Origin of the sequence: Marinobacter sp. AL4B, from assembly GCF_019916045.1 — a bacterium.
In the GTDB taxonomy this organism is placed as follows: Bacteria; Pseudomonadota; Gammaproteobacteria; order Pseudomonadales; family Oleiphilaceae; genus Marinobacter.
Genome location: NZ_JAILWZ010000010.1, coordinates 15,877 through 38,747 on the forward strand (window position 1 = coordinate 15,877; position 22,871 = coordinate 38,747).

Here is a 22,871-nt window from a genome sequence, read left to right on the forward strand (position 1 = left end):
TATCTGAGAACGGTAGAGAGGAGCGTAAGCTTCTCTCTACAGCTCCATCACGTCCAATTTCTTCCGCAGTTTTGCCCAGCCTATGGGTAACCGCCTTTCTAATTCCGCACACCGCGATGACTCTATTTTTACGTTGCTGAAGCCTTGTTTGCTGCCGTAAATCACCCAGTTGTTGGTTTTGCTTCTGAACACCAAGAGAAGTGGGAACTGGCGCCGTAGCTCACGCACCAAGTTGCCGTTGACCTCAGGCATTTTGTGGTAGTTTAGCGCAAGCCAGCCTGTGTGGGTTAAGGCTCGACTGCAGGCTTTAATGAATTGCCTCTGAGCTTGGGCCGGGCTCATCTTATCAGCGCTGTAGAGATCCGTAAGTATCATGTCGGTGCTAGCTTCCGGCAGATTGTCCACAGCCAGCCGCGCATCTTGAATGGTCACCTGTAGCCGGCTGCTGTTCGGCAGGCCAAACCATTTTCGGGCAATCTCCGCCACCTTCTCTCGCAGCTCGAAGACATGGATCTCACTCTTGGGTAGCAACTTGTGTAAGCCGTGGGCGAGCACACCGCCGCCCAAGCCCAGAACCGTGACATGCTGAGGCTCCCGAAAGGCGATGGGTAACAGCATCGCGCGGTTGTATTCATGCACCGGAAGGTTCGGAGTCGCGCGAACGATTTTGCTCTGTTCAAACACCGAATCAAAACTGAGTATTCTGTGTTTTCGGTCGTCGATCACCAGAATATTGCCGTACTTGTCCCGGTCCACATGAACGATGTCGCCGGGGATCGCGACGGTGTTATTTGAGGTGCCCATCAGTGGGTTGCGTAGCGTTGATGCAGAATACCTACTCGTTCCACGTAGGCTTTTGTTTCAGCGTAGGGAGGAATGCCCTTATAACGCCTGACTGCGCCGGGGCCCGCGTTGTAGGCTGCTGTGGCAAGCCGGGTATCACCCTTGAAGCGCGCAAGCATCTGAGATAGATAATTCACGCCGCCACGAATGTTTTCGGACGCAGTCATAGGGTTTTGCACACCTAGTTCTTTTGCGGTACCCGGCATCAATTGCATCAAGCCTTGAGCGCCTACAGGGGAGAGCGCCTGTGGATTAAAGGCAGATTCGGCATGAATAACCGCGCGCACCAGAGCCGGGTCTACGCCGTATTCTTTGGCAGCGGTTGTAATTTCGTTCTTGAATGGGCTGAGAAACAACGGTGTTTTGCGCCAGTCCACGGTGGAGTTCGGGTCGCAGGCGTAGCAATGGAAGCTGATAACGTCGAACTCTGAACTGCTCGGTCGTTGGCTGCTGTAGGCAACGACGCCATGCTGATCCTTGTACCGGTAAACGGTTTCACTCTTAGTGGAGGGCCGCGGTTGGCTTTTACTTTTGACGTTGGTGAATTCCACGCGTCCGTCGGGGTGGACAACCCGTTTGATCGTGTCGGCGACTGCGCTGGAACCTACCGCCCAAGCCAACAGGGAAGTAAAAGCAATAACGAAAATTTTGCGGGTGGTGATGCTCGACGTCATTTCATAACCGGAATGCTGGATCTAAGGCTTCAATGTACCGTTAATGCCAACGGACCGGTACTGCGAAGTGTAGGCTTTTTGTTTGTTTGTGAGAAATTTCGCTCGGTGGGGATTATTTCCGCTATGCTGCAAAGAAGATACCTAACAAGGAGTTTCTTATGCCTTTCTCGCCAGTTCATCTTGCCGAATTGAATCTGTTGTTGCAGTTTCCTTCTACCTCCACACAGGAGGGCATCAAAGTACACGCCAGTCAGGCGGCCTCAGAAACGGTTCGCGCGGCCGCTTCTCTGTTCTCGAAGGGACTGATTTCGCAGGAAGACGGTGGTTATCTAACGCCTATGGGGTGTGAGGCGGTTGAATTGACCCAGAAACTGCAGGCCATGTTGGCTGGCAACTGAAGGGCAATCGATACCATGGCCCTGAACAGTCAGGGCCATGTGCAACTTTGAAGCCCTAGACTTTCGGGCCTTTTCCTTTGAGAACGTTCATCACTACTGTTACAACCAGCAGTACCAAAAAGATAAAAAATAGAATTTTAGCGAAGCCTGCGGCTGTCCCAGCTATTCCGCCGAAACCCAGCACGCCCGCAATGATCGCAACAACGAGACACACTAAAGCCCAGTAGAGCATTTGTTTTCCTCCTTTTTTGCAATGCCTAGTAAACGTGGCACAACATTGGCGATACCGCAATTGAGAGCGCGTTAGGTTAAACGATGGTCATCGCGCGGTCAGGTTCTAGTCGGTTTCTTCAAGAGGATAAACTGAAGGGGCTAGGGTGGGTGAACAGCCGATTACGCCACGGGCCTGTTTGTGAGCATGCAGGTACCAGCGTCGGCCGCCACGGGGGAAGGTGTCCGGCCGGACTGTATACGTTGCGGTTTCCACCGTAGCGGGGATGGGGCTGCCGTCGGCCAAGCGGTATACGCACGCCGTTTCAATCGTGACAGGCTGGCGCGCGAGTAAGGCAATGAATCCGTCATCCCGAACCTGCGGTTTGCTGCCGTTGATTTCCGTGATTTTGAGGCAGGGGCCGTAATGAATTCGGTTGTTGTCGCCCACAGGTTCTTCCAAGCAGTGTTGAGCACTCAGGAGCACCGCGTTCTCCCCAATGTCGGGGTCGACCCCTGGCAGACTCTGGCATGCTGTGAGCGATACGGCGATAAGCAAGGGGGCAAGCGTTCGAATCATGGGTGGCTCCTGGGCGTCAGCTGCAAGTTTCCTTTGACATCAGATCTTAGCGCATCAACTAGCTGACGGTCCCGTCCGTAAACATCCTTCCGTATCTGCAACGTGCCCGTTTTATCGACCCAAGTGGTCCAGTATTGAAGGTGAACGGGTACAGACGTGTCCAGAATGGCCTTCACCGGCTCCTTTTCTTGCCGCGCTTGCCGAATGGTGTCTTTGGTCCAGGAGCTGTTGCGCGTGAGTAACCGTTCCGCCAGTTCGAACGGGCGTTCAACCCGGATGCAGCCAGAACTGATGGTGCGCTGTTCGCGGCGGAAATGGTATCGGCCCGGGGTATCGTGCAGGTAGATCGCATGTTTGTTCGGGAACATGAACTTAACTTGCCCCAGCGAATTGCTGGGTCCCGGTTGCTGAATGAGTTGATACGGGAAGTGGTTGGCCGTTAGCTCATTCCAATCAATCTCTTCCGGATCCACTTCTACGCGGCTGGCGCCCCAACCCCGATAAACTTTAAAGTTCATCCGGGACAGGTAGCCGGGGTCAGCCTGTAATTTGGGAAGCTGATCCTTAATCATCAGTGTTCGCGGCACGGTCCAGGTTGGGTTGAACACCAAATAGCGAATACGGTCGCTAAACACCGGGGTTTGCCTGAAAGGATCACCAACGATCACCCGTTGATGCATGACCTCCTTGTTGTTTTCCACCAGAACCATCTCATAGCCAGCGATATTGACCAGCACATAGGTGTCACCGAGTGAATCTGGCAGCCAGCGCCAACGCTCCAGATTGGCATCGATCTGGCGAATGCGCTCAATGGGCATAATGTTCAGGGCTTCCAGCGTTTTTTTCCCAACAAGGCCGTCTGGTTCCAGACCGTGGCGGGCCTGAAATGCCGGCATTGCTTGAATCAGATTGCCGGTATAAAGCTGGCTTTCGGGGGTGTCCAGAGCGCTGTAATGAGTGTCGTGGTCGGTGGGCGGCAGATCACCCAGCAACCTGAGCTGCTGACGAATCACGGGGATACGTGGGTCGTTATCGCCCGGGCGTATGGTCGGCCCTGACTCGTGCTGAGGCCAGGGTCGGCCAAGTAAGCCGGAGAGTTGGCGCCGGTAATTGCGTAGTTTCTGATAAGCCGGAGCCGGCGATTTGAAAGATTGTAGGGTCTGGTAAACGGTTTCGTTTTGCAAAGCTTGTTCAAGGGCAGTCTGCAAGAGGACTTGCCGCTTTTGAGTGGACCATTGGGCCTGAATGGTTTGCGAGTCCACTTTACCATCACGAAGATGGGCTGCTAGTAATAAAAAGGCATCGGTAAAAATCAGGTCCAGCTCTTCGGGGAGCAGTGTCTGCGGGGCATCCGTATCACTGGCTGATTTCTGAAGAACGTCGTTTAGGGTCTCTTGGTGGTAATCAGCCGGGTTTAATCCGTCATCGGCCAACTCATTAATCGCCCGAAGCAATTCTTGTCGAGCAGTAGGGGATGCCCAGACCGCCTGGTTGTGAGGGTTTTCGTGAAGCAGGGTCACGTCGCTCTGGGCATTTTGTGCAAATGCCAGTAGCATTATGACCATTAGGCAGCTTTTAATGTTTGCCTGTAATTCTGCATCCCGCACATCGTTCTCCTCATGAATAGCTTGCAAACTGAGCCGTTAGGCTTGCTGGAGTTTTTGATTCTTTATGTCTGACTTGTCAGTTGTCCAGTATGTTCTTATTGCGCTGATTTTTGTGTGGAGCGGCTTCGTACGTTCTGGCTTAGGTTTTGGTGGCGCTGTTTTATCGTTGCCCTTTCTATTATTGGTGCTGGACGAGCCGCTGGTTTTCCTGCCAATCATCTCGATTCATCTGTTGGTGTTCTCCTCATTAACCATTTGGATGAACAACCGGAAAAGCCGGACCTCAATCGAGGGTGCTCAAAACGCCGGCACCGTCGACTGGCACTATTTGGGACGAATGCTCTCGATTCTGATCGTGCCAAAACTCATCGGCGTGTTCGGCCTGATCACCCTGCCGGGCCACATTCTCAGTGCGATTATATTCGTTATTGTAGGCCTGTATTCCGTTTCTTACATCGTCAACAAGCCCTTTCGAAGCGGGAGCAAAACGGTTGATACGGTATTCCTGATGCTTGGGGGCTATATCAGTGGCACCTCGTTGATAGGTGCGCCTTTGATCATCGCGGTTGCTGCCCAGCATTTGCCGAAAGAAAAGCTGCGGGACACCTTATTCGCCCTGTGGTTTATTCTGGTGATGATCAAGCTGGGAGCGTTTGTGTGGGCAGGCGTGGAACTGCAGTTGATTCACCACGTCTGGTTGTTGCCTGCAGCGGCGGTCGGCCATGTGATCGGCCTGTACGTCCACGACCGGATGCTGCACGCCGAAACGTCACTGTTTTATCGGGTGCTGGGCACTATCCTGCTCGTGGTAAGCAGCATCGGGCTGATTACTGTTTGGCTGTAGCCGTTCCTAAGGTCTGTTCGCTCAGGAGCCAAGCAGACCTGAGTAAGCGGTGTAAAAGAATGCACAGGAACCCAGTAGAATCAGGCTCCAAGCGGGAACAATCATTACAGAGCGTGCCGGTCTGATCATCGCAACCTCCTTCGGTATGGCTAATCATTACGCGATTATTTTCAATTTAGACCAATCTTGAGGAATGTCACGAACCATTTTTTTAAATATTCGTCTAGTATGGGGTTTGATAAAGGCGAGTATTTTCGAGTAACGAATAAAAATAATAACTAGGACTCCATATGACTGTAGATCCTCAAAAACTGACGTCTGCCCATTGTTTATTTTATTGGGCGGAGAAAACCCCGGATAACGTATACCTTACCCAGCCATTTCCTGGCGGGCGCGTGGAGGACATCACGTGGGCGCAAGCTGCGGATCAGGTTTGCCGCATGGTGGCGTACCTGACCAGCTTGGAGCTTCCTGAACGAAGTAGAATCGCAATCTTGGGTAAAAACAGTGCCCATTGGATTCTGGCTGACCTTGCTATTTGGTCGTCGGGCCACGTGAGCGTGCCTTTGTACCCCACGCTTAACGGTGATACCGCCGCCTATGTGTTGGACCATAGTGACGCAAAATTGTTGTTCTTGGGAAAAATGGATGGCACAGCGGATGGTTGGAACGATATCAAACACCATATTCCGCAGGAACTGCCTATTATTTCTTTGCCGCTATCCCCACGCGACGACACACCGATGTGGCTTGATATTGTTGCAGATCACGCTCCGGCTAGCCCTCGATTGCCAGCCCCGGATGACCTGGCAACCGTCGTCTATACCTCAGGCAGCACCGGTCGACCCAAGGGTGTGATGCACAGCTTTCGAACCATGATTTCTGTTGCGGACGGTCTTCAACAGCTGTTTCAGGTAACACCAGCCGACCGGATGTTGTCATACCTACCGTTGGCCCATGTGGCCGAGAGAGCGGCCGTAGAAACGCAATCGTTGTATTACGGTTTCCATCTTTATTTCGCAAACTCGCTGGATACCTTTCAGGAAGATTTGCAGCGGGCGCGGCCGACTATGTTTTTCTCTGTGCCTCGTCTTTGGATGAAATTTTATCTGGGCGTAAATGCCAAGCTCCCGCTCAAAAAACAGAAATTATTGTTTAGTATTCCCGTTTTGGGCGGGCTGGTAAAAAAGAAAGTATTGAGGCAATTGGGACTGGATCATTGTCGGGTTGCACTCACGGGCGCTGCGCCTTTGTCCGCCGAGATCATTAACTGGTATCGAAGCCTTGGGCTTGAGTTGCTCGAAGTGTATGGCATGTCCGAGAATTTCGGGTATTCCCACGCCAGTCGCCCGGGGCAGGCGAGAATTGGGTATGTAGGCGTCGCGAACCCCGGTGTGAAACAGCGAATTGGAGACGGGGGCGAGATTGAAGTTCAAAGCCCGGGGCAAATGCTTGGCTATTACAAAAACGACGAAAAGACGAAAGAAGATGTCACCAGCGATGGTTTCCTGAAAACTGGCGACATGGGAGAGATCGATGACCAAGGTTATCTGCGAATTACGGGTCGGGTGAAAGACTTGTTCAAAACCTCCAAAGGTAAATACGTGGTCCCGGTGCCGATCGAGAATCGTTTCAATCACCCCATGGCCGAAGTCGTCTGTGTGGCAGGCGCGAATCAGCCCCAACCCTGCTTGATGCTGCTGTTGTCGGAGGAGGCCCGAACAGCGTTGAATTCAGGTATGGACCGCAGCGCTTTGGAACAGGAGCTGGCGCAAGAACTCGATGCGGTGAACGCCAAGAGTGACTCTCATGAGAAAGTGGCGTTTCTGGTGGTCGTTAAAGACTCCTGGAGTATGGAAAACGGTATGTTAACGCCGACTATGAAGATCAAGCGCAATGTGATCGAAGAGTTCTATCAACAAAAGATGGATGCTTGGTTCGCCGAAAAACGAAGGATAGTTTGGGAGTTCTGAGCCAATCGCAAGCGACAAAAAAACCGGCATGTTTACCATGCCGGTTTTTTTGTGGCGTCAAAGCGGTTATTTACACGCCGCCATGAGCCTGAGGCAAATCTTGCACCGCCGCTACGGCTTCGCGATTTGCTTTGCGCAGCTTGCGGCTTAAAAATTGTAGCCCTTGTTTGATTGCAGTACGGGTATACTCCCGGCGCATCTCCACTCCGTTGTGGAGGATGCCAGATGGCTGTGGGCGAACGCTCACGTTACGTTGATGAATCATGATGCCTTCCTCCTTTTTAGGGTGGCTTGGTTTGTTAGGTTTTAAACTATTCTAGAGGTTCTTATTTGCAGCTTGAATACGTTAAACTTCGTACTCGTGTTGCAAATGTGCAGTGACTATGGACTGGGATTATCTTCGATATATACGGGCTTTGGCAATAGCTGGAACCTTCGCAAAAGCTGGTGAAATACTGGGTGTGCACCAAACCACTGTTTTAAGACGACTTGATCAGATGGAAGAGTCGTTGGGTGTGCAATTTTTTGATCGAAATCGCGATGGATTGCAGCTTACCGCCACGGGTGAAATGGCCTATCGGGAGGCCGAAAGGCTTGCGGTGGACATGGAAAATCTGGAGCGAAAGCTGGTTGGGCAGGATGGCGCGCCGGTTGGCAAAGTCAGAATCGCTGCAGAAGATGCGGTGATGTATGAATTGCTCAGCCCGGTGTTGGCGGCGCTGGTGCGGGAGTACCCGGACATTGAGCTGGAGGTCCTGACCGACAACGATGTGGCCAACCTGAGCCAGCGGGAGGCAGATTTAACGTTACGCCCCGAGAATAAGCCGCAGGCCACCCTGGAAGGTGAGCGTATTGCGGCAATTGATTCCGCCGTCTACGGCTCGACAAATTACTGCCGACGAAACCGAAAAATGGATATTGAGAATAATCCGGAGGCCTGTACCTGGTTGATCCCGGACGAGTCCTTTAGCCATTTGGCGACCGGCAAGTGGTACCGAAAGCACCTTAAGAACGTACCCACGGTGATCCGCTGCAACAGCTTGCAGTCCATGCACGCTTTGGCGCGGTCAGGGGCGGGCTTGGCGGTTTTACCGTGTTACCTCGGAGAAGCGGCGAAGGAGTTGCGGCGGCTTTCGGATCCGCTGGACGGAGAAAGCATCGATCTATGGCTGCATGTCAACCATGATACCCAGCAAATGGCTAGGGTTCGGATTGTGATGGAGTTTCTGGTGGAGCGGCTCAAAGCTTTGGGGCCGGCCATTGAATTCAGCAACACGCTCTGAGCTCTGGAGGCATTAACGTGTTTGTGCTGGATATCCCAAGGGTTTTTCCTCCGGTACAGAAACATTCCTACCAAACCGTCATTTTCAGCAGCATTGGAAGCTTGCTGAAGGGGCGGCCTGCATGTCATAAACATCACTGTTCCCGTAACCGGATAAGAGTGACATGACGTTGAACACCCTAATGAAACCTCTTTTAGTGGCCGGGCTGCTGATGAGCAGCCTGGTACAAGCCGCACCAAGTGCCCAGCAGGTGCTGGAAGCTTCTCCCGTGGATGACATCGTTGTGCAGTACCCGGCGATGATGGGGCAGGGCATACGGGATGGCCTCAAGCAAAAAGCGCAGGTGCCGCCGATGGTGGCGGACACCATCGCGTATGTGGTGCAGAACAGCTTTCGCCCCGAAGAAATCAAGCGAAAAATCGCATCGAATCTCGATGCTTCGTTAAACGACGAGCAGTTGTCGAAGGTGCACGATTGGTACCAGAAACCGGTGGCAAAAAAAATTGCACGGGCTGAAGTGGCGGCCTCCGCGCCGGCGATCTGGCCACAAATACGCAAGAAAGCCCCAGAGCTGAACAAACTCAACGAGGGAACCGACCGCGAAGCGCGTTTCGATCGTTTTGACCGTGCTGCTCGCGCTACAGAAAGTGCCGTTGATACCGCCATTGCTCTGCAGTTGGGACTATCCTCAGCGATGGCTGCGGTGCGAGGTGAACCCGCGAATCCTGACGAAACGCGCCAGCAACTGGAAGCGCAGCGTCCGGCGTTGCAAGGTGTGGTGGGCAAGCAAGTTTACGACAGCTATTTGTACACCTACCAAAAAATCACTCCAAAAGAGATGGAGATGTATCTGGAGTTTCTGGAAAGTGATGCTGGTCAGCAGTTCACCAAGGTGGTGGCAGAGAGTGTTCAACAGGCTGTGACGGAGCCGATTGAAAATATTGGCAACCAGTTGGCAAGGTTCAGGAGTTTCGGAAAAGAAAACACTCAATGAGAACAGTCCGCCTGTGTGGTGACCACACAGGCGGACCAATAGCTATTAGCTGCGGGACGTTACTTCCAGCAGGTGGTAGCCGAACTGAGTCTGGATAGGACCAAGTACGGTGTTCACTTCGCCGCTGAACACGGCCTTGTCAAACTCGGGAACCATCTGGCCCGGGCCGAAAGAACCCAGATCACCGCCGTTGCGGCCTGATGGGCAGGACGAGTGCTGTTTGGCGACTTCTGCGAAATCCTGACCGCCTTCGATAGCTTTCTTCAGTTCTTCACATTTTGCTTCGCTGTCTACCAGAATGTGGCGTGCAGTTGCTTGTGCCATGATCAATATCCTGTTGTCGGATGGATGGGATGTTCAGAAGGTGAATGCTGCCCGTACCGCCCGCTCGAGGCAAGTGCTTTTTATGCGTGTTTCTTCGGCCTCACAGTTCGGCTTGCAAACCTGTACAATGCGCCGTTTATTTTGCCGCCACAGCGCTGGCCCTCACGTGTATAGGTTCTTTTCTTGATTTCCACTGCCAATATCACCATGCAATTCGGGGCCAAGCCCCTGTTTGAAAACGTTTCTGCCAAATTCGGCAGTGGTAACCGTTACGGCCTCATCGGCGCAAACGGCTGCGGCAAATCCACCCTGATGAAAATTCTGGGTGGCGACCTTGAAGCGTCTGCGGGTCAGGTGATGCTGGAGCCGAACGTGCGCTTGGGTAAATTGCGCCAAGATCAGTTCGCTTACGAAGACTGCACGGTAATCGACACCGTGATCATGGGCCATGAAGAGCTTTGGCGCGTTAAGCAAGAACGTGACCGCATTTATTCTTTGGCGGAAATGAGCGAAGAAGACGGTATGGCCGTAGCCGATCTGGAAGTGGAATTCGCCGAAATGGACGGATACACCGCTGAATCCCGCGCCGGCGAACTGCTTCTGGGCCTCGACATTCCGCTGGATCAACACTTCGGCCCGATGAGCGCCTTGGCACCCGGTTGGAAGCTGCGCGTTCTGCTGGCCCAGGCCCTGTTCTCGGATCCGGACGTTCTGCTGTTGGACGAGCCCACCAACCACCTGGATATCAACACCATTCGTTGGTTGGAAAGCATTCTGGTGGCCCGTAGCAGCACCATGATCATCATTTCCCACGACCGTCACTTCCTGAACAGCGTGTGCACCCACATGGCGGATCTGGATTACGGTGAGTTACGTTTGTTCCCGGGCAACTACGACGAATACATGACCGCCGCCACACAGGCTCGCGAGCGCATGATGGCAGACAACGCTAAGAAGAAGGCTCAGATTGCTGAATTGCAGCAGTTCGTAAGCCGCTTCTCGGCCAACGCCTCGAAAGCCAAGCAGGCGACTTCACGGGCTAGACAGATCGACAAGATCCAACTGGAAGAAGTGAAGCCTTCCAGTCGGGTTAGTCCGTTCATTCGCTTTGAGCAGGAAAAGAAACTGCACCGCCAGGCGGTGACCTTGCTCGGCCTGACCAAAGGCTTTGATGATGGCCCGCTGTTTGAGAATCTGGACTTGCAGATTGAAGCGGGTGAGCGTGTGGCGATCATCGGCCCGAACGGTATCGGTAAAACCACGCTGCTGCAGTGCCTGGCGGGTGCTTACGAGCCAGATTCCGGTGAAGTGAAGTGGACCGACAGTGCGCAGGTAAGTTACTTCGCGCAGGACCACACCGCGGATTTTGCGCAAGATGACACTCTCACCGACTGGATGGCGCAGTGGACCACCGGCGGCGAGCAGTTGGTTCGGGGCACGCTGGGCAGGATGTTGTTCTCGGGTGATGACATTGGTAAATCGGTGAAGGTGTTGTCAGGTGGTGAGCAGGGTCGGATGCTGTTCGGTAAGCTGATTCTACAGAAGCCGAACGTGATGTTGCTGGATGAGCCCACCAACCACTTGGATATGGAGTCCATCGAGGCGTTGAACCTGGCGCTGGAGAACTATCCGGGTACGTTGATTTTCGTGAGCCACGACCGGGAGTTTGTTTCTTCCTTGGCGACTCGCGTTATTGAGTTGAAGCCGGATGGGATTACAGACTTTAGCGGTAGTTATGAAGACTACTTGCGGAGTCAGGGTTACCTTTAATCTAGGCTTTACTTGAGAGACGACCGCTCATGCTTTTGAGTGGGTTTCGACTAAGTAAGAGAAAAAAGCATGAGTGATTCTGAGATTGTTATCGCAACGCGAAAATGGGTTGAAGACGTTGTGGTTGGTTACAACCTTTGCCCGTTTGCCAAACGTGAGCTGGTGAAAGACCGGGTTCGGTTCGTGATGACGGAAGCCAAAACGGAAGACGAACTTGTTCAGGCGCTTCACGCTGAGCTTCAACTGCTGGAAGACCAGCCGGACGTTGAAACCACGTTGTTGGTCCACCCGGGCGTGTTGCAGGATTTTTATGCCTACAACGAGTTCCTGGATACGGCGGATGCGTTGTTGGAATATCTGGAACTGGAAGGCGTGTACCAGATCGCCAGCTTCCATCCGGATTACCAGTTTGCCGACACCGAGGCCGATGCGGCAGAGAATTACACGAACCGTTCTCCATACCCTATGCTGCATTTGTTACGTGAAGCGAGCTTGGAGTCAGCGATTGATAACTATCCCGATGTGGATGGTATTCCCGACCGAAATATCGAGCTGATGAACCGGGAAGGCGCAGACAAAATGAAAGCGTTGCTCGCAGCTTTCCTGACAAACTCGAAATAAGAGCCAAAACATGGGATTGCTTTTCGAACAAATAGACAGCCAACCCTCGGTCATCGGAGAAATCACACTGCGTCGCCGCAGGATACCGGCGCTGGGTGAAAGGGATATCTACGAAGTGAAGCTGGGCGAGGAATTTCTCATGTCCAGCATGTTTGTAGACGCTGAAGTTGCTCTCTCTGATATTGGCCTGAACGAAACTGAAGGCGATAACCTCAGCGTGGTTGTTGGTGGCCTTGGTTTGGGCTACACCGCTGTCGCCGCTCTTAAGCACCAACGCGTGTCTGAACTGCTCGTGGTTGAATACCTAAAACCCGTCATTGGCTGGCATCAGAAAGAACTCGTGCCCCTGGGCAAAGAGCAGAATGATGACCCGCGCCACCGCTACGTACACGGCAGTTTCTTCGACATGGCCGTTGCAGATCCCGAGACTGGTGGCTTCGACCCTGAAGCGCCCGGGAAACAGTTTGATGCCATTCTGCTCGATATCGACCACTCGCCCAGAGCCCTGCTGCACGATTCCAGTGCTAGCTTCTACAGCACCCAAAATATAAGCCTCATGGCTCGGCAGCTGAAGCCTCGCGGTGTTTTTGCCATGTGGTCGAACGAAGGCGAAGACGACGAGTTTATGGCTGTTCTGAACGAAGTATTCGAAGACGTAGCTTGCCACGTTGTGAGTTTCTTCAACCCCTTCCAAAACCGGGAATCCTTCAACACCGTCTACGTCGCCCGCAAGCCTGAGTGATCCCGGGCAGCGTGCTGCCCGGGCATGTGCTTACATCAGGTTGTAGATAAAGACGATAGCCACAGCGACCGGCGTGATAAAGCGGACGGTGACAAACCACAAATTGAACATGCTTGGTGACAGCGACAGTTCGTTTTCCATGGCTTGACGAGACATCACCCAACCGGCAAACAGTGCAACCAGTAGTCCACCCAGTGGCAACAGTATGTTGGCGGTGAAGAAGTCCAGCAGATCAAAAATGGTTTTGCCTTCCAACATCGGGATGAAGCCCAGCGGCGCTACGTCGGCCCACAAGTTCAGCGACAGCACAGACGCAATACCCAGCGCCCAGCACACGCCACCGGCGGCTAGGGTGCTGATAGCACGGTTCATACCTTTCTGCTCTTCCAGCCATTCGACGATGGGTTCCAGAAGCGAAATGCCAGATGTCCAGGCTGCGAACACCAACAATACGAAGAACAGAGTGCCGAACAACGAGCCCATAGGCATCTGACCAAAGGCCAGAGGCAGTGTCTGGAAAATCAGTCCTGGGCCAGCGCCCGGCTCCAGTCCATTAGCAAAGACGATCGGGAAGATCGCCATGCCCGCCAGCAGAGCCACGCCGGTATCGATCACCGAAACAGTAATGGAGGTTTTGGCGATGGATATGTTCTTCGGCAGATAGGAACCGTAGGCCATCATCACCGCCATGCCGAGGCTCAGCGTAAAGAAGGCATGGCCAAGGGCAACCAATACGCCAGACGTAGTCAGCTTGGAGAAGTCCGGCTGAAACAGGAACGCCGCGGCCTGTCCGAAATGGCCGGTGGTCATGGCGTACCCGACGACGAGCAGCAGCAATATGAACAGCGCCGGCATTAGAATGCTGACGGCTTTTTCAAGACCAGAGCGAACGCCCCTAGCCACGACCACCATCACCAGAGCCATAAACACGGTGTGCCAGAGCAGCAAGGTAGACGGGGTGCTGAGTAAGCCGGAGAAGATGGCACCGATAGACTCTGCCGATTGCCCGGCCAGTTGCCCGCTGGCGGTGGTGCCCACGTAGGAGATGGCCCAACCACCAATCACTGAGTAAAACGACAGAATCAAAAATCCTGCGAGAACGCCGATGGCCCCCACCAGTTTCCAGGCCGGATTGAGCCTGTCGCGTTCAGTGATCAAGCGAATGCTGTTGACCGGGCTACGACCACCCCGGCGGCCTATCATGACTTCGGCCATCATGATAGGGATGCCAATTACGGCGATACAGGCAAGGTACACCAGTACAAAGGCACCACCACCGTTTTCGCCGGTAACGTAGGGGAACTTCCAGATGTTGCCGAGGCCAACGGCGGAACCGGTGGCCGCTAGAATAAAGGCGAGCCGTGACGACCAAAGCCCGCGTTTCGCGTTGGAGCCCTCAAGGGTTTCCGAATAGGGTGCGGAGCCGGATGAAGTGACAGACATAGTGATCTCCCGAAGGTATTGTTTTTGTTTCAGGGGTTAAAAAGGGGAGCCGCAGAACTCTGCAGCTCCCAAGGGGAAACGCCGGGCTAGATCACCCGGCGCGAGCCAGTCGGCTGGGCGTAAGCCCGGCACCCGGTGCGTGTTTTCTAAAACGCTCTTCAGCCAACTCGTTGGCGATCTCACCGGTTGCACGGCCGGTGCGGTCGGAGCGTTGGAATATCTCGGACAGGGTGTCACCGATGGTGTCTACATGAGCGCGAATTTGCTCGGGGGAGCCGTTTGTACGCTCGTAAAACACATCGATGATGCCGCCGGCGTTGATGGCGAAGTCCGGAGCATAGAGAATGCCGCGCTGTTTGAGCACGGCGTCATGTTCGGGGCGGTCGAGCAGGTTGTTGGCGGCACCGGCCACAATGGCGGCACGGAGTGCAGGAATGCTTTGATCATTCAGCACGGCCCCCATGGCGCAAGGTGCGACCACATCAACTGGTAAGGTCAGAATATCTTCGGACGCAACGGGTGTGGCGCCCAATTCGTCCACCGCCCGTTTGAGATTGTCTGCGTGAATGTCGGTGACCCACAGCTCGGCGCCGGCTTCTTTCAGGTACCGGGCCAGACGGAAGCCGACATTGCCAATACCCTGAACGGCCACTTTCAACCCCGACAGATCGTCAGTACCAAGTTTGTGTTTTACGGCCGCTTTCAGGCCGATAAACGTGCCGTAGGCCGTTACCGGTGAGGGGTCGCCTGTGCTGGGCAGGCCATCAAAACCGGTGCGGGTTGTTATACCGGCCACATGCGCGGTCTGGCGGCCCATCACTTTTAGATCGGGCACGCTGGTGCCGGAGTCTTCAGCGGCAATGTACTGACCGCCGAGGCTTTCCAAATGCCGGCCCATAGCCTCGAGCAAGGCTTCGGTTTTGTGTTTACGCGGGTCGCCGATGATCACCGACTTGCCGCCGCCCAGATCCAGATTGGCCAGGGCAGATTTGTAGGTCATGCCTCTCGACAACCGTAGGACATCTCTGACGGCTTCTTCATCGCTGGCGTAGGGGAACATTCGGCAACCGCCGAGTGCAGCACCCCGTGAGGTATTGTGGATGGCAATGATGCCTTTAAGGCCGGTTTCGGCATCGCAGACGAAAGACAGGTGTTCGTGGTTATCGAACTCCGGATGGCTGAACACGTTCATGGCGTTTCACCTCTTGTCGGTGGCCGACCGCTACCCTTGTGAGGCCTGCGGTGGCCGTTTTTTGTTTTAGACAGCTGCGTTGGCGATTTGTTGATGAGCCCTTTCGTTAGGGCTTAATTCAGACCGGTACTGCGCCCGTTCTTTTTGGGCAGCATGATAGGCGGCTTCTTTCACCGGCCCGTAGCCGCGGATCTTCGCGGGCAGGCTGGCGAGGTTGCGTGCCGCATCGGCGTGGTCTTTGCTCAGATGCTTGAGCAGGAAAGCCACGTCGGTTTCGTACTCCCGAATGATTTTGCGTTCCAGGCGTCGGTCAGCGGTGTATCCGAATGGGTCCAGCGGGGTGCCGCGCAGAGTGCGGGCTTTCGCCAGCCAAGTGAACACGGTTTCCATCCAAGGCCCGAAGGTATGCTTTTTCGGCCGTTCGCCGTTTTTACCGCGGCTAAGCAGAGGCGGCGCCAGATTAAATTCCAGCTCGATATCCCCTTCGAATTGTTCCTCGAGTTGCTTGCGCAGGCTGCCATTGCTGAACAGTCGTGCGACTTCGTACTCGTCCTTGTAGGCCAATACTTTGGCGTAGTTCTCGACGATAGATCGCAACAGAAGTGGGTCGCGGCCCAGCTTGTGTGCGATGGTCTGTTCCGCATTACGCACCAGCTTCTCGTAGCGTTTGGCTAGCGATGCATTCTGGTAATCGCTCAGGTGGGTCATGTTGCGTTGAATGAGCTGGTCTGTGGTTTCCATGACCTGCACTGGCGTGCCTTTGGGTTTCGGGAATGCCAACTCCATGACCCGATCAAGATCGTGGGCGGCCCGACGGCCCCAGAGGAAAGCTTGTTTGTTTTTCTCAACCGCCACGTTGTTGAGCTCGATGGCACGCTCAATGGCGGCGGCGCTCAGTGGCAACAGCCCTTGTTGCCAGGCGAAGCCAACGGTAAACAGGTTCACGGCCATGCCATCGCCCATCAAGGCTTTGGCCAGGTCGCCGGCATTGAGGAACCAGCTGCCATCAGAGCGACAGGCTTCTTTGACGGTCTGTTCCATCGACTCGCCGGGGAACTGGATGTCCGGGTCTCGGGTAAAGGCTGCAGGCATGGCTTTTTCGGTGTTGACTACCGCCCGTGAAAAACGGTTGTCCAGTTTGGCCAAGGCATCGTCTGTGGCCGAAACCATCAGGTCAAAAGCGATCATCAGATCGGCCTCGCCGGCGGGAATACGCACGGCGTGGATGTCCTCTTGCTTGTCACTGATGCGGATGTGGCTGACCACCGCGCCGAATTTCTGGGCCAAACCGGCCTGATCCAGCACCGATACGCCTTTGCCCTCAAGGTGAGCCGCCATGCCCAGCAAGGCACTTACAGTCACCACGCCGGTACCACCCACACCGGTCAGCAGAATGCCGTAGGGGTTGCTGCCAGATACGGGCGTCGGTTCCGGAAGCTCCGGGAATTCCACTGCAGAGCTGACCCCTGCCGGTTTTTTCAGTTTGCCGCCTTTGACCGTGACAAAGCTGGGGCAGAAACCACGCACACAGGAAAAATCTTTGTTGCAGGAAGATTGGTCAATGGTGCGCTTTCGTCCAGCGTCGGTTTCTTTCGGCAGAATCGACAAACAGTTGGATTGAATGCCGCAATCACCGCAGCCTTCGCACACATCCGAGTGAATCATCACGCGCTGGTCTGGGTCTTCCATGGTGCCGCGCTTGCGACGACGGCGTTTTTCGGCGGCGCAGGTTTGGTCGTAGATGATCACCGAGCAACCTTCAATTTCTCGCATTTCTCGTTGCAGAGCGTCCAGATCGTCCCGGTGATGGAAGGTCGTGCGATCGGCAAAATCGGCCCGGGACGGATATTTGTCGATATCGTCGCTGACCACAGCAATGCGTCGTACGCCTTCGCCGTAGAGCTGGTGGCTGATTTGTTGAACGGTCAAGGTGCCGTCCACCGGCTGACCGCCGGTCATAGCGACGGCGTCGTTGTAGAGAATCTTGTAGGTGATGTTGGCACCAGAGGCAATAGCGGCACGAATGGCCAGTACGCCGGAGTGGAAATAGGTGCCGTCGCCCAGATTCTGAAACACGTGGTTCTGGTTGGTAAACGGCGCCTGGCCAAGCCAGGTTACCCCTTCACCGCCCATCTGGGTGAAGGTGTCGGTGCCGCGATCCATCCAGGTGGCCATGTAGTGACAGCCAATGCCGCCGAGGGCACGGCTTCCCTCGGGTACCTGCGTTGAGGTGTTGTGCGGGCAGCCGGAGCAGAAGTGAGGTGTTCGCTCCAGTCGCTCCTTAGGTTGTGCCAGACTGTTTTCTTTTTCGGTCAGAAATCCGAGGCGCTGTTGCAGTGTGTCGTTGCAATAGCGGCCATCCAGTCGGGACGCGATGGCGCGTGCCACCATGGCCGGGGTCAGTTCGGCGATGGTCGGTAGCAGGTCATTGCCCTGATTGTCTTTTTTGCCAATCACATTGGGGCGCTTGCCATCCTGCCAGGTGTAGAGCTGGGTTTTGATCTGTTCTTCAATCAAGCCCCGCTTTTCCTCAACCACCAGGATTTCTTCCAGCCCCGAGGCGAATTCATAAATGCCTTCAGGCTCCAAAGGCCAGGGCATGGCTACTTTGTAAACGGTCAATCCGATGGTTTCACGTTCCTCGTCGCCCAATCCGAGATCCGCCAGCGCCTGGATAACGTCGAGGTAGGCTTTACCTGTGGTCACAATGCCGAGTCGGGGTTGTTTTGCCTGAAGCACAATATGGTCCAGCCGGTTGGCCCGGCAAAAGGCCTTGGCCGCTTCCAGCTTGTACCGGTGCAGGCGTTCTTCCTGCTCCATGGGTTTGTCGGGCCAGCGGGAGTTCAGACCGCCTTCCGGCATTGGAAACTGTGTGGGAATGCGGATGTTGATTCGGCTGAGATCCAAGTTGGCTGAAATGGATGAGTCCATGTTTTCGGCCAAAGCCTTGAAGCCAATCCAGCAGCCACTGAAGCGTGACATGGCCCAGCCGTAAAGGCCCATGTCCAGAATGTCCTGAATACCAGCGGGGTTCAGGACCGGCATTCCGGCATCGAGAAACGCGTAATCACTTTGGTGGGGTAGGGTGGATGATTTACAGGCGTGATCGTCGCCTGCGACTGCCAGTACGCCACCAAACCGGGAAGTGCCTGCCGCGTTACCGTGCTTGAAGACGTCGCCGGTACGGTCTACGCCCGGGCCTTTGCCGTACCAGAGTGCAAACACGCCATCGTAAAGCGCGCCCTCAAAAATATTGACCTGCTGGCTGCCCCAGACTGCCGTCGCGCCCAGGTCTTCGTTCACACCGGGCAGGAAATGAATATTTTGTTCTTTGAGCGGGTCCCGGGCTTTCCAAAGAACCTTATCGAAACCGCCGAGAGGAGATCCGCGATAACCGGAGATGAAGCCGGCGGTATTCAGGTCGTTTTTACGGTCGAGTTGGGCTTGGAGCAGGGGGAGTCTCGCCAGAGCCTGGCTACCGTTCATGTAGACCGAACCGGTATCTTTTTTCCAGACATCGTCAAGGCTGACGGGACGCAGCCCCGTGGGGGAGCGTGAAAGATCTGACATGTTGAAATCCTCTACTACCTGGCCGGATCGCGGCGGTAGGTAATGTCTTGTTTTTGTAATCCCGGCTTTTGGCCGGAGTTAGATTTCATCGGTCCTACCCGGTGGATTACCCGGGCTGTCCTTTTGGGACTGGACGAAAAACAAACTAGAGTAAGTTTACGTGTACGTCAACAGGTAGTGGGTGCTATCGGCTACCTGAAGCATGAGGTTTGCACATAACTGGCTGAGGTGGCGACAGAAAATAATTTGGCTTAGTGGTTTTTACCTATTCGTGTTTTGCAGGTTTCGGCTTAATTTCCTTCGATGTCTGCTCATACTTATTCTTACCAATTTCAACCGCACAAGGTGCGCGCTGAATTCTTTCGGTTGCTGCCGATATCCCTGTTCGTTGTCGCCTTTGGTGCCGCGTTTGGATTAGCGGCGACCCAAACTGGCCTGTCTCCGCTTCAGTCCATTTTGATGAGCTTCACGGTGTTTGCCGGGGCTTCCCAATTTGGGGCATTGGATTTATGGGGAACTGAAGTCTCCGTGATTCCCATGATGGTTGTGGTGTTTGCCATAAACGCTCGCCACCTGCTGATGGGGGCCTCGCTTTATCCTATGTTGAAGGATGTCTCGCCGGCGCGCAGGTATGGTTTGTTGTTGTTCCTGACTGATGCCAATTGGGCGATTTCAGCGCAGGATTACCAGAACGGCCGGCGTAATCTGGAGGTGATTCTCGGCGGTGGCGTGGTGTTGTGGCTGGCGTGGGTGTTGGGTACGGCTTTCGGCGCTTACTTCAGCGGATTGTTGCAGAATCCGAAAGCCTTTGGCTTGGACATGGTGCTTGGTTGCTTCCTGTTGTCGATGGTTTTGGGCGGCAAGGCCACGCCAAGAGTTGTAGTGGTTTGGCTGGTGGCGGGAGTGACGTCTCTTGCGGCCTGGAAGTGGCTGCCGGCCAATATGCATGTGGTGGTTGGCGCTTTGGCTGGCGGAGCGGTAGGGCTGCTCTGGCTGGAACCACGCGCTGCTGACATCTCAGAACAAGAAGGAGCCGGGCATGACCATTGAAACGACACCGGTCGGCGTTCTGATTCTGATTGTGCTCATGACGTTGGTGACGTTGATCACCCGCTTCGGCGGTGTGTTCGCGATGTCGTTCGTGAAAATCAGCCCGCGGGTTGAAAGCTTCATCAACGCCATGGCGAGCTCCGTGTTGATTGCGATTATCGTGCCGATGGCCGTGGCCGGTGATGCAGGTGCTTTGGCGGCACTAGTGGCGACGGCCATCACCATGCTGGCGCTTCGTAAGCCGCTGCCTGCAATATCGGTGGGCTTGGTCGCAGCGGCCTTGGTACGTTACTTCGTTTAGCGGTTGCTGTGGCTGGCTTTCAGATGTTTCTCAGGGTTCGGTGGCGAATGGTTGAGGCGAGCTGATTCAGCAGTTCCCGAGCTTCGCCATCGTGCAGAGTATGGCATTTGTCCTGAAGTACGCGCTGATCGTGTGTACTGGGTGCGTTGGTGACTTCTTTTTTCTGGTCCAGATGCTGGCAAGCGGCCAGGTGGGCTTTAATTTCTGTGTCTATCAATCGAGACGCCAGATTTTCAACCGTTTCGCTGCAAAACGGGCGGTTTTGGTTCAGATGGTTTCGGGCCTCAATGGCTGCTTGGCGCGCCTCAAGGCGCAATTCGTTTGCAGCCTCTCCTGCTTCTACAGCACGCAAGAAAACGCCCAGCCGATCGTGAAGTTGCCACACTTTGGGCCAGATGGTGTCGTAAGCGGCTTTTTCGGTACGGTAGCGCTCCTGCTCCAGTGCGGATAATTGATCAGGCGCTTTGACGCCCAGTGGCTGGTTAAAATCTACCACTCGCACGTCATCTATTTCCCGCCAGAGACTATCAATGCGCTGCTTTAAAATTCTGATTTGGTGCTTGTCTCGTCTTCGAGTAATAAGCAGTGCGAGAATAGTGCCTAAGGCAAGCAGCGAAGCGCCCGCTGCCATCAGAAGCGATAAGTGATGGGGCGGCAGCATGGTCCAAAGTTGACCTGCGTCCATGGCGTTCGACCTCCGTCGAATTCCGGTTTCAAGCTTTCAGTATAGAGCCTATTCCTGATTCTGTTGCCGGTACGGCAGCACGGAATGGGCATCGTTAAAGTAGCCGTTCACCTGCACCGCTTCTTCCCGCGTGAAATCGGCAACGGCATCCCTGAAACCCGGGTGGAGAATGCCGTGCCAGGAGTGAGTAATCACCGGCTCAAACCCGCGTACAAGTTTGTGTTCCCCTTGAGCGCCAGCATCGAAATGCTGAAGGCCCAATTCGAGGGAAAGCTCAATGCCTTGGTAGTAGCAGGTTTCAAAGTGCAGGTGATTGTATTCATCCAGACACCCCCAATAGCGACCATAAAGCGTTGAATCGCTCGTCAGAAATAACGCTCCGGCAATCATTTCGCCGTCGCGTATGGCCATGATTACGTGCAGGTGTTCGGGCAGGCTTTCCCGCAGGTGTTCGAAGAACGCTTTGTTGAGATAAGGCTGTTGGCCGCGTTTCAAATACGTGGCTTGATAGAACAGGTAAAACGCCGATAAGACCTGATCCGAGATGTCTCGCCCGTGGATATGGCGAAAGCCTATGTCTTGCTCAGCCACTTGCCGCCGTTCTTTACGGATGGACTTACGTTTTCGGGAGGTGAGTTCAGCCAGAAAGTCATCAAAACATTGATAGTCGCGATTGTGCCAATGAAACTGACAGCCAATGCGATGGAGCTCTTGATCGTTGCTCAGCAAGCTTTGATCTGCAGAATTCGGGAATAACAAATGCCAGGAATGGCCGCCAAGCTGCGCGGTCAAATTGGTGAGAAGCTTATCCAGCGCTGCGGGTGTTAGCTGTGCTCGGGCATCTTCGTCCAACAGCAAGCGAGGGCCTTGAGACGGAGTAAAAGGTACAGCGATCAGTAACTTCGGGTAATAGGGTAACCCATGACGTTGGTAGGCTTCCGCCCAGCCCCAGTCGAACACGTACTCGCCCATCGAATGGCTTTTTAGATACGCCGGAGCCACACCACAAATATGACCATTGCGGCGAAAAACCAAATGGCTGGGTGTCCAGCCGGTTTCCGGACGGGTGCAGCCGGACGTTTCCAGCGCTTGAAAGAATTCGTAGCGAAGAAACGGGTTTTCAAAACCGGCCAGCCGCTGCCACTCTGCTTGGGGAATGTCGGCGATGCTGGCGCAAGTTGTTACCGTGATCTCGGGTGCTGCCATGGTGATAATGTGCTCTGTGAAACCAAGGTCATACCATACGACAGAACCCGAGGGTTGATCACTATTTCATGTCGTTGCAGCGTTTTTCCATTTTTTTCTGCCATTTTTTCATGCGCTTTTGGTGTTTTTCCTGGCGCTCGTCGTGGATCTCGCTCCAGATCACGCGTTGTTCGTCGGTGAGCATCAGGCGGTCGGCCATTTCGCCACGGTGTTCCTGCATTTCCTGGCGGCGGTCTTCACGGTGTTCTTTGCTGAATTTACCTTTGCCTTCGCGGAAGTCTTCGCACATCTCTTTCTTGTTGTGCTTGCCTTCTCCGTGGTCCATGCCTTTGTGATCATGGGCAAAAGCGGCCGGGCTGGCTGCGAACAGGGTGGCCATCAAAACGCCGGCGGTCATTACAGAGGTATGTACTTTCATGATGTCTTCCTTTTAGGGGGTTCGACTGTCTACGGAACCCATGTTACGCCCTTGGAACGTCAGCGAGTGTCAGGCTTGTGTAAAGGTTGGGTAAAGAGAAAAAACTCCGCGGCAGACGGGCCAGAGCGCCGTGCTAGACTAGC

23 protein-coding genes are annotated in these 22,871 nt (G+C 54.4%); 10 read left to right on the plus strand and 13 right to left on the minus strand.

What is annotated here, in order from left to right:
- Positions 1-36: 36 nt before the first annotated feature.
- Positions 37-804, minus strand: coding sequence for a spermidine synthase (locus K5L82_RS02145; protein ID WP_223132993.1), 768 nt, complete (start codon positions 802-804; stop codon positions 37-39).
- Positions 804-1,517, minus strand: coding sequence for a lytic transglycosylase domain-containing protein (locus K5L82_RS02150; RefSeq protein WP_223132994.1), 714 nt, complete (start codon positions 1,515-1,517; stop codon positions 804-806). Before K5L82_RS02150 ends, K5L82_RS02145 begins: the two co-directional genes overlap by 1 nt.
- 158 nt (positions 1,518-1,675) lie before the next feature.
- Between K5L82_RS02150 and K5L82_RS02155 the strand changes: the two genes are divergently transcribed.
- Complete coding sequence (locus K5L82_RS02155; protein WP_223132995.1) at positions 1,676-1,915, plus strand: TIGR02647 family protein; 240 nt, start codon at positions 1,676-1,678, stop codon at positions 1,913-1,915.
- A 55-nt stretch (positions 1,916-1,970) separates the two neighbouring features.
- Here K5L82_RS02155 and K5L82_RS02160 read toward each other — a convergent pair whose 3' ends face one another.
- The 3 genes from K5L82_RS02160 to K5L82_RS02170 form a co-directional block, all read right to left on the minus strand.
- A complete protein-coding gene (locus K5L82_RS02160) occupies positions 1,971-2,147 on the minus strand; it encodes a DUF1328 domain-containing protein (protein ID WP_133004764.1) in 177 nt (58 codons plus the stop codon).
- A gap of 105 nt (positions 2,148-2,252) precedes the next feature.
- On the minus strand, positions 2,253-2,705 hold the full coding sequence (locus K5L82_RS02165; RefSeq protein WP_223132996.1) for a hypothetical protein: 453 nt from the start codon (positions 2,703-2,705) through the stop codon (positions 2,253-2,255).
- Positions 2,702-4,312 carry a murein L,D-transpeptidase gene (locus tag K5L82_RS02170; protein WP_316933353.1) on the minus strand — a complete coding sequence of 537 codons (1,611 nt, stop codon included), beginning with the start codon at positions 4,310-4,312 and terminating at the stop codon, positions 2,702-2,704. Before K5L82_RS02170 ends, K5L82_RS02165 begins: the two co-directional genes overlap by 4 nt.
- A gap of 64 nt (positions 4,313-4,376) precedes the next feature.
- Between K5L82_RS02170 and K5L82_RS02175 the strand changes: the two genes are divergently transcribed.
- Both K5L82_RS02175 and K5L82_RS02180 read left to right on the plus strand, forming a co-directional pair.
- The gene (locus K5L82_RS02175) at positions 4,377-5,156 is read left to right on the plus strand and encodes a TSUP family transporter (protein ID WP_223132997.1); all 780 of its coding nucleotides are present in this window, start codon (positions 4,377-4,379) and stop codon (positions 5,154-5,156) included.
- A gap of 290 nt (positions 5,157-5,446) precedes the next feature.
- Entirely contained in the window at positions 5,447-7,129 is a 1,683-nt protein-coding gene (locus K5L82_RS02180) for an AMP-binding protein (protein ID WP_223132998.1), read from the plus strand.
- 70 nt (positions 7,130-7,199) lie between these two features.
- On the opposite strand, the gene K5L82_RS02185 is transcribed toward K5L82_RS02180, so the two are convergent.
- On the minus strand, positions 7,200-7,394 hold the full coding sequence (locus K5L82_RS02185) for a hypothetical protein (RefSeq protein ID WP_133004768.1): 195 nt from the start codon (positions 7,392-7,394) through the stop codon (positions 7,200-7,202).
- 118 nt (positions 7,395-7,512) lie between these two features.
- Here K5L82_RS02185 and K5L82_RS02190 point away from each other — a divergent pair, with 118 nt between their 5' ends.
- Both K5L82_RS02190 and K5L82_RS02195 read left to right on the plus strand, forming a co-directional pair.
- Positions 7,513-8,412 carry a LysR family transcriptional regulator gene (locus tag K5L82_RS02190; RefSeq protein WP_223132999.1) on the plus strand — a complete coding sequence of 300 codons (900 nt, stop codon included), beginning with the start codon at positions 7,513-7,515 and terminating at the stop codon, positions 8,410-8,412.
- Positions 8,413-8,575: 163 nt separating this feature from the next.
- Positions 8,576-9,406: a DUF2059 domain-containing protein gene (locus tag K5L82_RS02195; protein WP_223133000.1), complete on the plus strand. Its 831-nt coding sequence runs from the start codon at positions 8,576-8,578 to the stop codon at positions 9,404-9,406.
- Between the two features lie 45 nt (positions 9,407-9,451).
- Here the strand turns inward: K5L82_RS02195 and K5L82_RS02200 are convergent, their stop codons facing one another.
- Positions 9,452-9,730 carry a peptidylprolyl isomerase gene (locus tag K5L82_RS02200; protein WP_133004771.1) on the minus strand — a complete coding sequence of 93 codons (279 nt, stop codon included), beginning with the start codon at positions 9,728-9,730 and terminating at the stop codon, positions 9,452-9,454.
- A gap of 183 nt (positions 9,731-9,913) precedes the next feature.
- On the opposite strand from K5L82_RS02200, the gene K5L82_RS02205 reads away from it, so the two are divergent.
- The 3 genes from K5L82_RS02205 to K5L82_RS02215 all read left to right on the plus strand — a co-directional run bounded on the left by K5L82_RS02205 (position 9,914) and on the right by K5L82_RS02215 (position 12,863).
- A complete protein-coding gene (locus K5L82_RS02205; protein ID WP_223133001.1) occupies positions 9,914-11,500 on the plus strand; it encodes an ABC-F family ATPase in 1,587 nt (528 codons plus the stop codon).
- A 69-nt stretch (positions 11,501-11,569) separates the two neighbouring features.
- Positions 11,570-12,121: a DUF1415 domain-containing protein gene (locus tag K5L82_RS02210; protein ID WP_223133002.1), complete on the plus strand. Its 552-nt coding sequence runs from the start codon at positions 11,570-11,572 to the stop codon at positions 12,119-12,121.
- Positions 12,122-12,131: 10 nt separating this feature from the next.
- Entirely contained in the window at positions 12,132-12,863 is a 732-nt protein-coding gene (locus K5L82_RS02215) for a spermidine synthase (RefSeq protein WP_223133003.1), read from the plus strand.
- A gap of 30 nt (positions 12,864-12,893) precedes the next feature.
- On the opposite strand, the gene K5L82_RS02220 is transcribed toward K5L82_RS02215, so the two are convergent.
- From K5L82_RS02220 to K5L82_RS02230, 3 genes are all read right to left on the minus strand, one after another.
- Entirely contained in the window at positions 12,894-14,306 is a 1,413-nt protein-coding gene (locus K5L82_RS02220; protein WP_223133004.1) for a sodium-dependent transporter, read from the minus strand.
- 91 nt (positions 14,307-14,397) lie between these two features.
- Complete coding sequence (locus K5L82_RS02225; protein ID WP_223133005.1) at positions 14,398-15,498, minus strand: Glu/Leu/Phe/Val family dehydrogenase; 1,101 nt, start codon at positions 15,496-15,498, stop codon at positions 14,398-14,400.
- A gap of 66 nt (positions 15,499-15,564) precedes the next feature.
- Positions 15,565-19,068 carry an indolepyruvate ferredoxin oxidoreductase family protein gene (locus K5L82_RS02230; RefSeq protein WP_223133006.1) on the minus strand — a complete coding sequence of 1,168 codons (3,504 nt, stop codon included), beginning with the start codon at positions 19,066-19,068 and terminating at the stop codon, positions 15,565-15,567.
- Positions 19,069-19,371: 303 nt separating this feature from the next.
- On the opposite strand from K5L82_RS02230, the gene K5L82_RS02235 reads away from it, so the two are divergent.
- The gene (locus K5L82_RS02235; protein ID WP_223133007.1) at positions 19,372-20,118 is read left to right on the plus strand and encodes an AzlC family ABC transporter permease; all 747 of its coding nucleotides are present in this window, start codon (positions 19,372-19,374) and stop codon (positions 20,116-20,118) included.
- Complete coding sequence (locus K5L82_RS02240; protein ID WP_133004779.1) at positions 20,108-20,419, plus strand: AzlD family protein; 312 nt, start codon at positions 20,108-20,110, stop codon at positions 20,417-20,419. The genes K5L82_RS02235 and K5L82_RS02240 overlap by 11 nt, the downstream gene beginning before the upstream one ends.
- A gap of 19 nt (positions 20,420-20,438) precedes the next feature.
- Here K5L82_RS02240 and K5L82_RS02245 read toward each other — a convergent pair whose 3' ends face one another.
- From K5L82_RS02245 to K5L82_RS02255, 3 genes are all read right to left on the minus strand, one after another.
- Complete coding sequence (locus K5L82_RS02245) at positions 20,439-21,104, minus strand: hypothetical protein (RefSeq protein WP_262492478.1); 666 nt, start codon at positions 21,102-21,104, stop codon at positions 20,439-20,441.
- A 48-nt stretch (positions 21,105-21,152) separates the two neighbouring features.
- Positions 21,153-22,310, minus strand: coding sequence for a GNAT family N-acetyltransferase (locus tag K5L82_RS02250; protein ID WP_223133008.1), 1,158 nt, complete (start codon positions 22,308-22,310; stop codon positions 21,153-21,155).
- A 61-nt stretch (positions 22,311-22,371) separates the two neighbouring features.
- A complete protein-coding gene (locus K5L82_RS02255) occupies positions 22,372-22,728 on the minus strand; it encodes a hypothetical protein (RefSeq protein ID WP_133004781.1) in 357 nt (118 codons plus the stop codon).
- Positions 22,729-22,871: the final 143 nt, after the last annotated feature.

Excerpts from the sequence above, each read along its gene's own strand:
- K5L82_RS02225 (WP_223133005.1), bottom strand. The coding sequence starts at position 15,498 with ATGAACGTGTTCAGCCATCCGGAGTTCGATAACCACGAACACCTGTCT.
- K5L82_RS02200 (WP_133004771.1), bottom strand. The coding sequence starts at position 9,730 with ATGGCACAAGCAACTGCACGCCACATTCTGGTAGACAGCGAAGCAAAA.
- K5L82_RS02195 (WP_223133000.1), top strand. The coding sequence starts at position 8,576 with ATGACGTTGAACACCCTAATGAAACCTCTTTTAGTGGCCGGGCTGCTG.
- K5L82_RS02235 (WP_223133007.1), top strand. The coding sequence starts at position 19,372 with ATGTCTGCTCATACTTATTCTTACCAATTTCAACCGCACAAGGTGCGC.
- K5L82_RS02180 (WP_223132998.1), top strand. The coding sequence starts at position 5,447 with ATGACTGTAGATCCTCAAAAACTGACGTCTGCCCATTGTTTATTTTAT.
- K5L82_RS02155 (WP_223132995.1), top strand. The coding sequence starts at position 1,676 with ATGCCTTTCTCGCCAGTTCATCTTGCCGAATTGAATCTGTTGTTGCAG.
- K5L82_RS02145 (WP_223132993.1), bottom strand. The coding sequence starts at position 804 with ATGGGCACCTCAAATAACACCGTCGCGATCCCCGGCGACATCGTTCAT.
- K5L82_RS02150 (WP_223132994.1), bottom strand. The coding sequence starts at position 1,517 with ATGACGTCGAGCATCACCACCCGCAAAATTTTCGTTATTGCTTTTACT.
- K5L82_RS02160 (WP_133004764.1), bottom strand. The coding sequence starts at position 2,147 with ATGCTCTACTGGGCTTTAGTGTGTCTCGTTGTTGCGATCATTGCGGGC.
- K5L82_RS02220 (WP_223133004.1), bottom strand. The coding sequence starts at position 14,306 with ATGTCTGTCACTTCATCCGGCTCCGCACCCTATTCGGAAACCCTTGAG.
- K5L82_RS02250 (WP_223133008.1), bottom strand. The coding sequence starts at position 22,310 with ATGGCAGCACCCGAGATCACGGTAACAACTTGCGCCAGCATCGCCGAC.
- K5L82_RS02215 (WP_223133003.1), top strand. The coding sequence starts at position 12,132 with ATGGGATTGCTTTTCGAACAAATAGACAGCCAACCCTCGGTCATCGGA.
- K5L82_RS02245 (WP_262492478.1), bottom strand. The coding sequence starts at position 21,104 with ATGGACGCAGGTCAACTTTGGACCATGCTGCCGCCCCATCACTTATCG.
- K5L82_RS02185 (WP_133004768.1), bottom strand. The coding sequence starts at position 7,394 with ATGATTCATCAACGTAACGTGAGCGTTCGCCCACAGCCATCTGGCATC.
- K5L82_RS02255 (WP_133004781.1), bottom strand. The coding sequence starts at position 22,728 with ATGAAAGTACATACCTCTGTAATGACCGCCGGCGTTTTGATGGCCACC.
- K5L82_RS02165 (WP_223132996.1), bottom strand. The coding sequence starts at position 2,705 with ATGATTCGAACGCTTGCCCCCTTGCTTATCGCCGTATCGCTCACAGCA.
- K5L82_RS02190 (WP_223132999.1), top strand. The coding sequence starts at position 7,513 with ATGGACTGGGATTATCTTCGATATATACGGGCTTTGGCAATAGCTGGA.
- K5L82_RS02175 (WP_223132997.1), top strand. The coding sequence starts at position 4,377 with ATGTCTGACTTGTCAGTTGTCCAGTATGTTCTTATTGCGCTGATTTTT.
- K5L82_RS02210 (WP_223133002.1), top strand. The coding sequence starts at position 11,570 with ATGAGTGATTCTGAGATTGTTATCGCAACGCGAAAATGGGTTGAAGAC.
- K5L82_RS02230 (WP_223133006.1), bottom strand. The coding sequence starts at position 19,068 with ATGTCAGATCTTTCACGCTCCCCCACGGGGCTGCGTCCCGTCAGCCTT.
- K5L82_RS02240 (WP_133004779.1), top strand. The coding sequence starts at position 20,108 with ATGACCATTGAAACGACACCGGTCGGCGTTCTGATTCTGATTGTGCTC.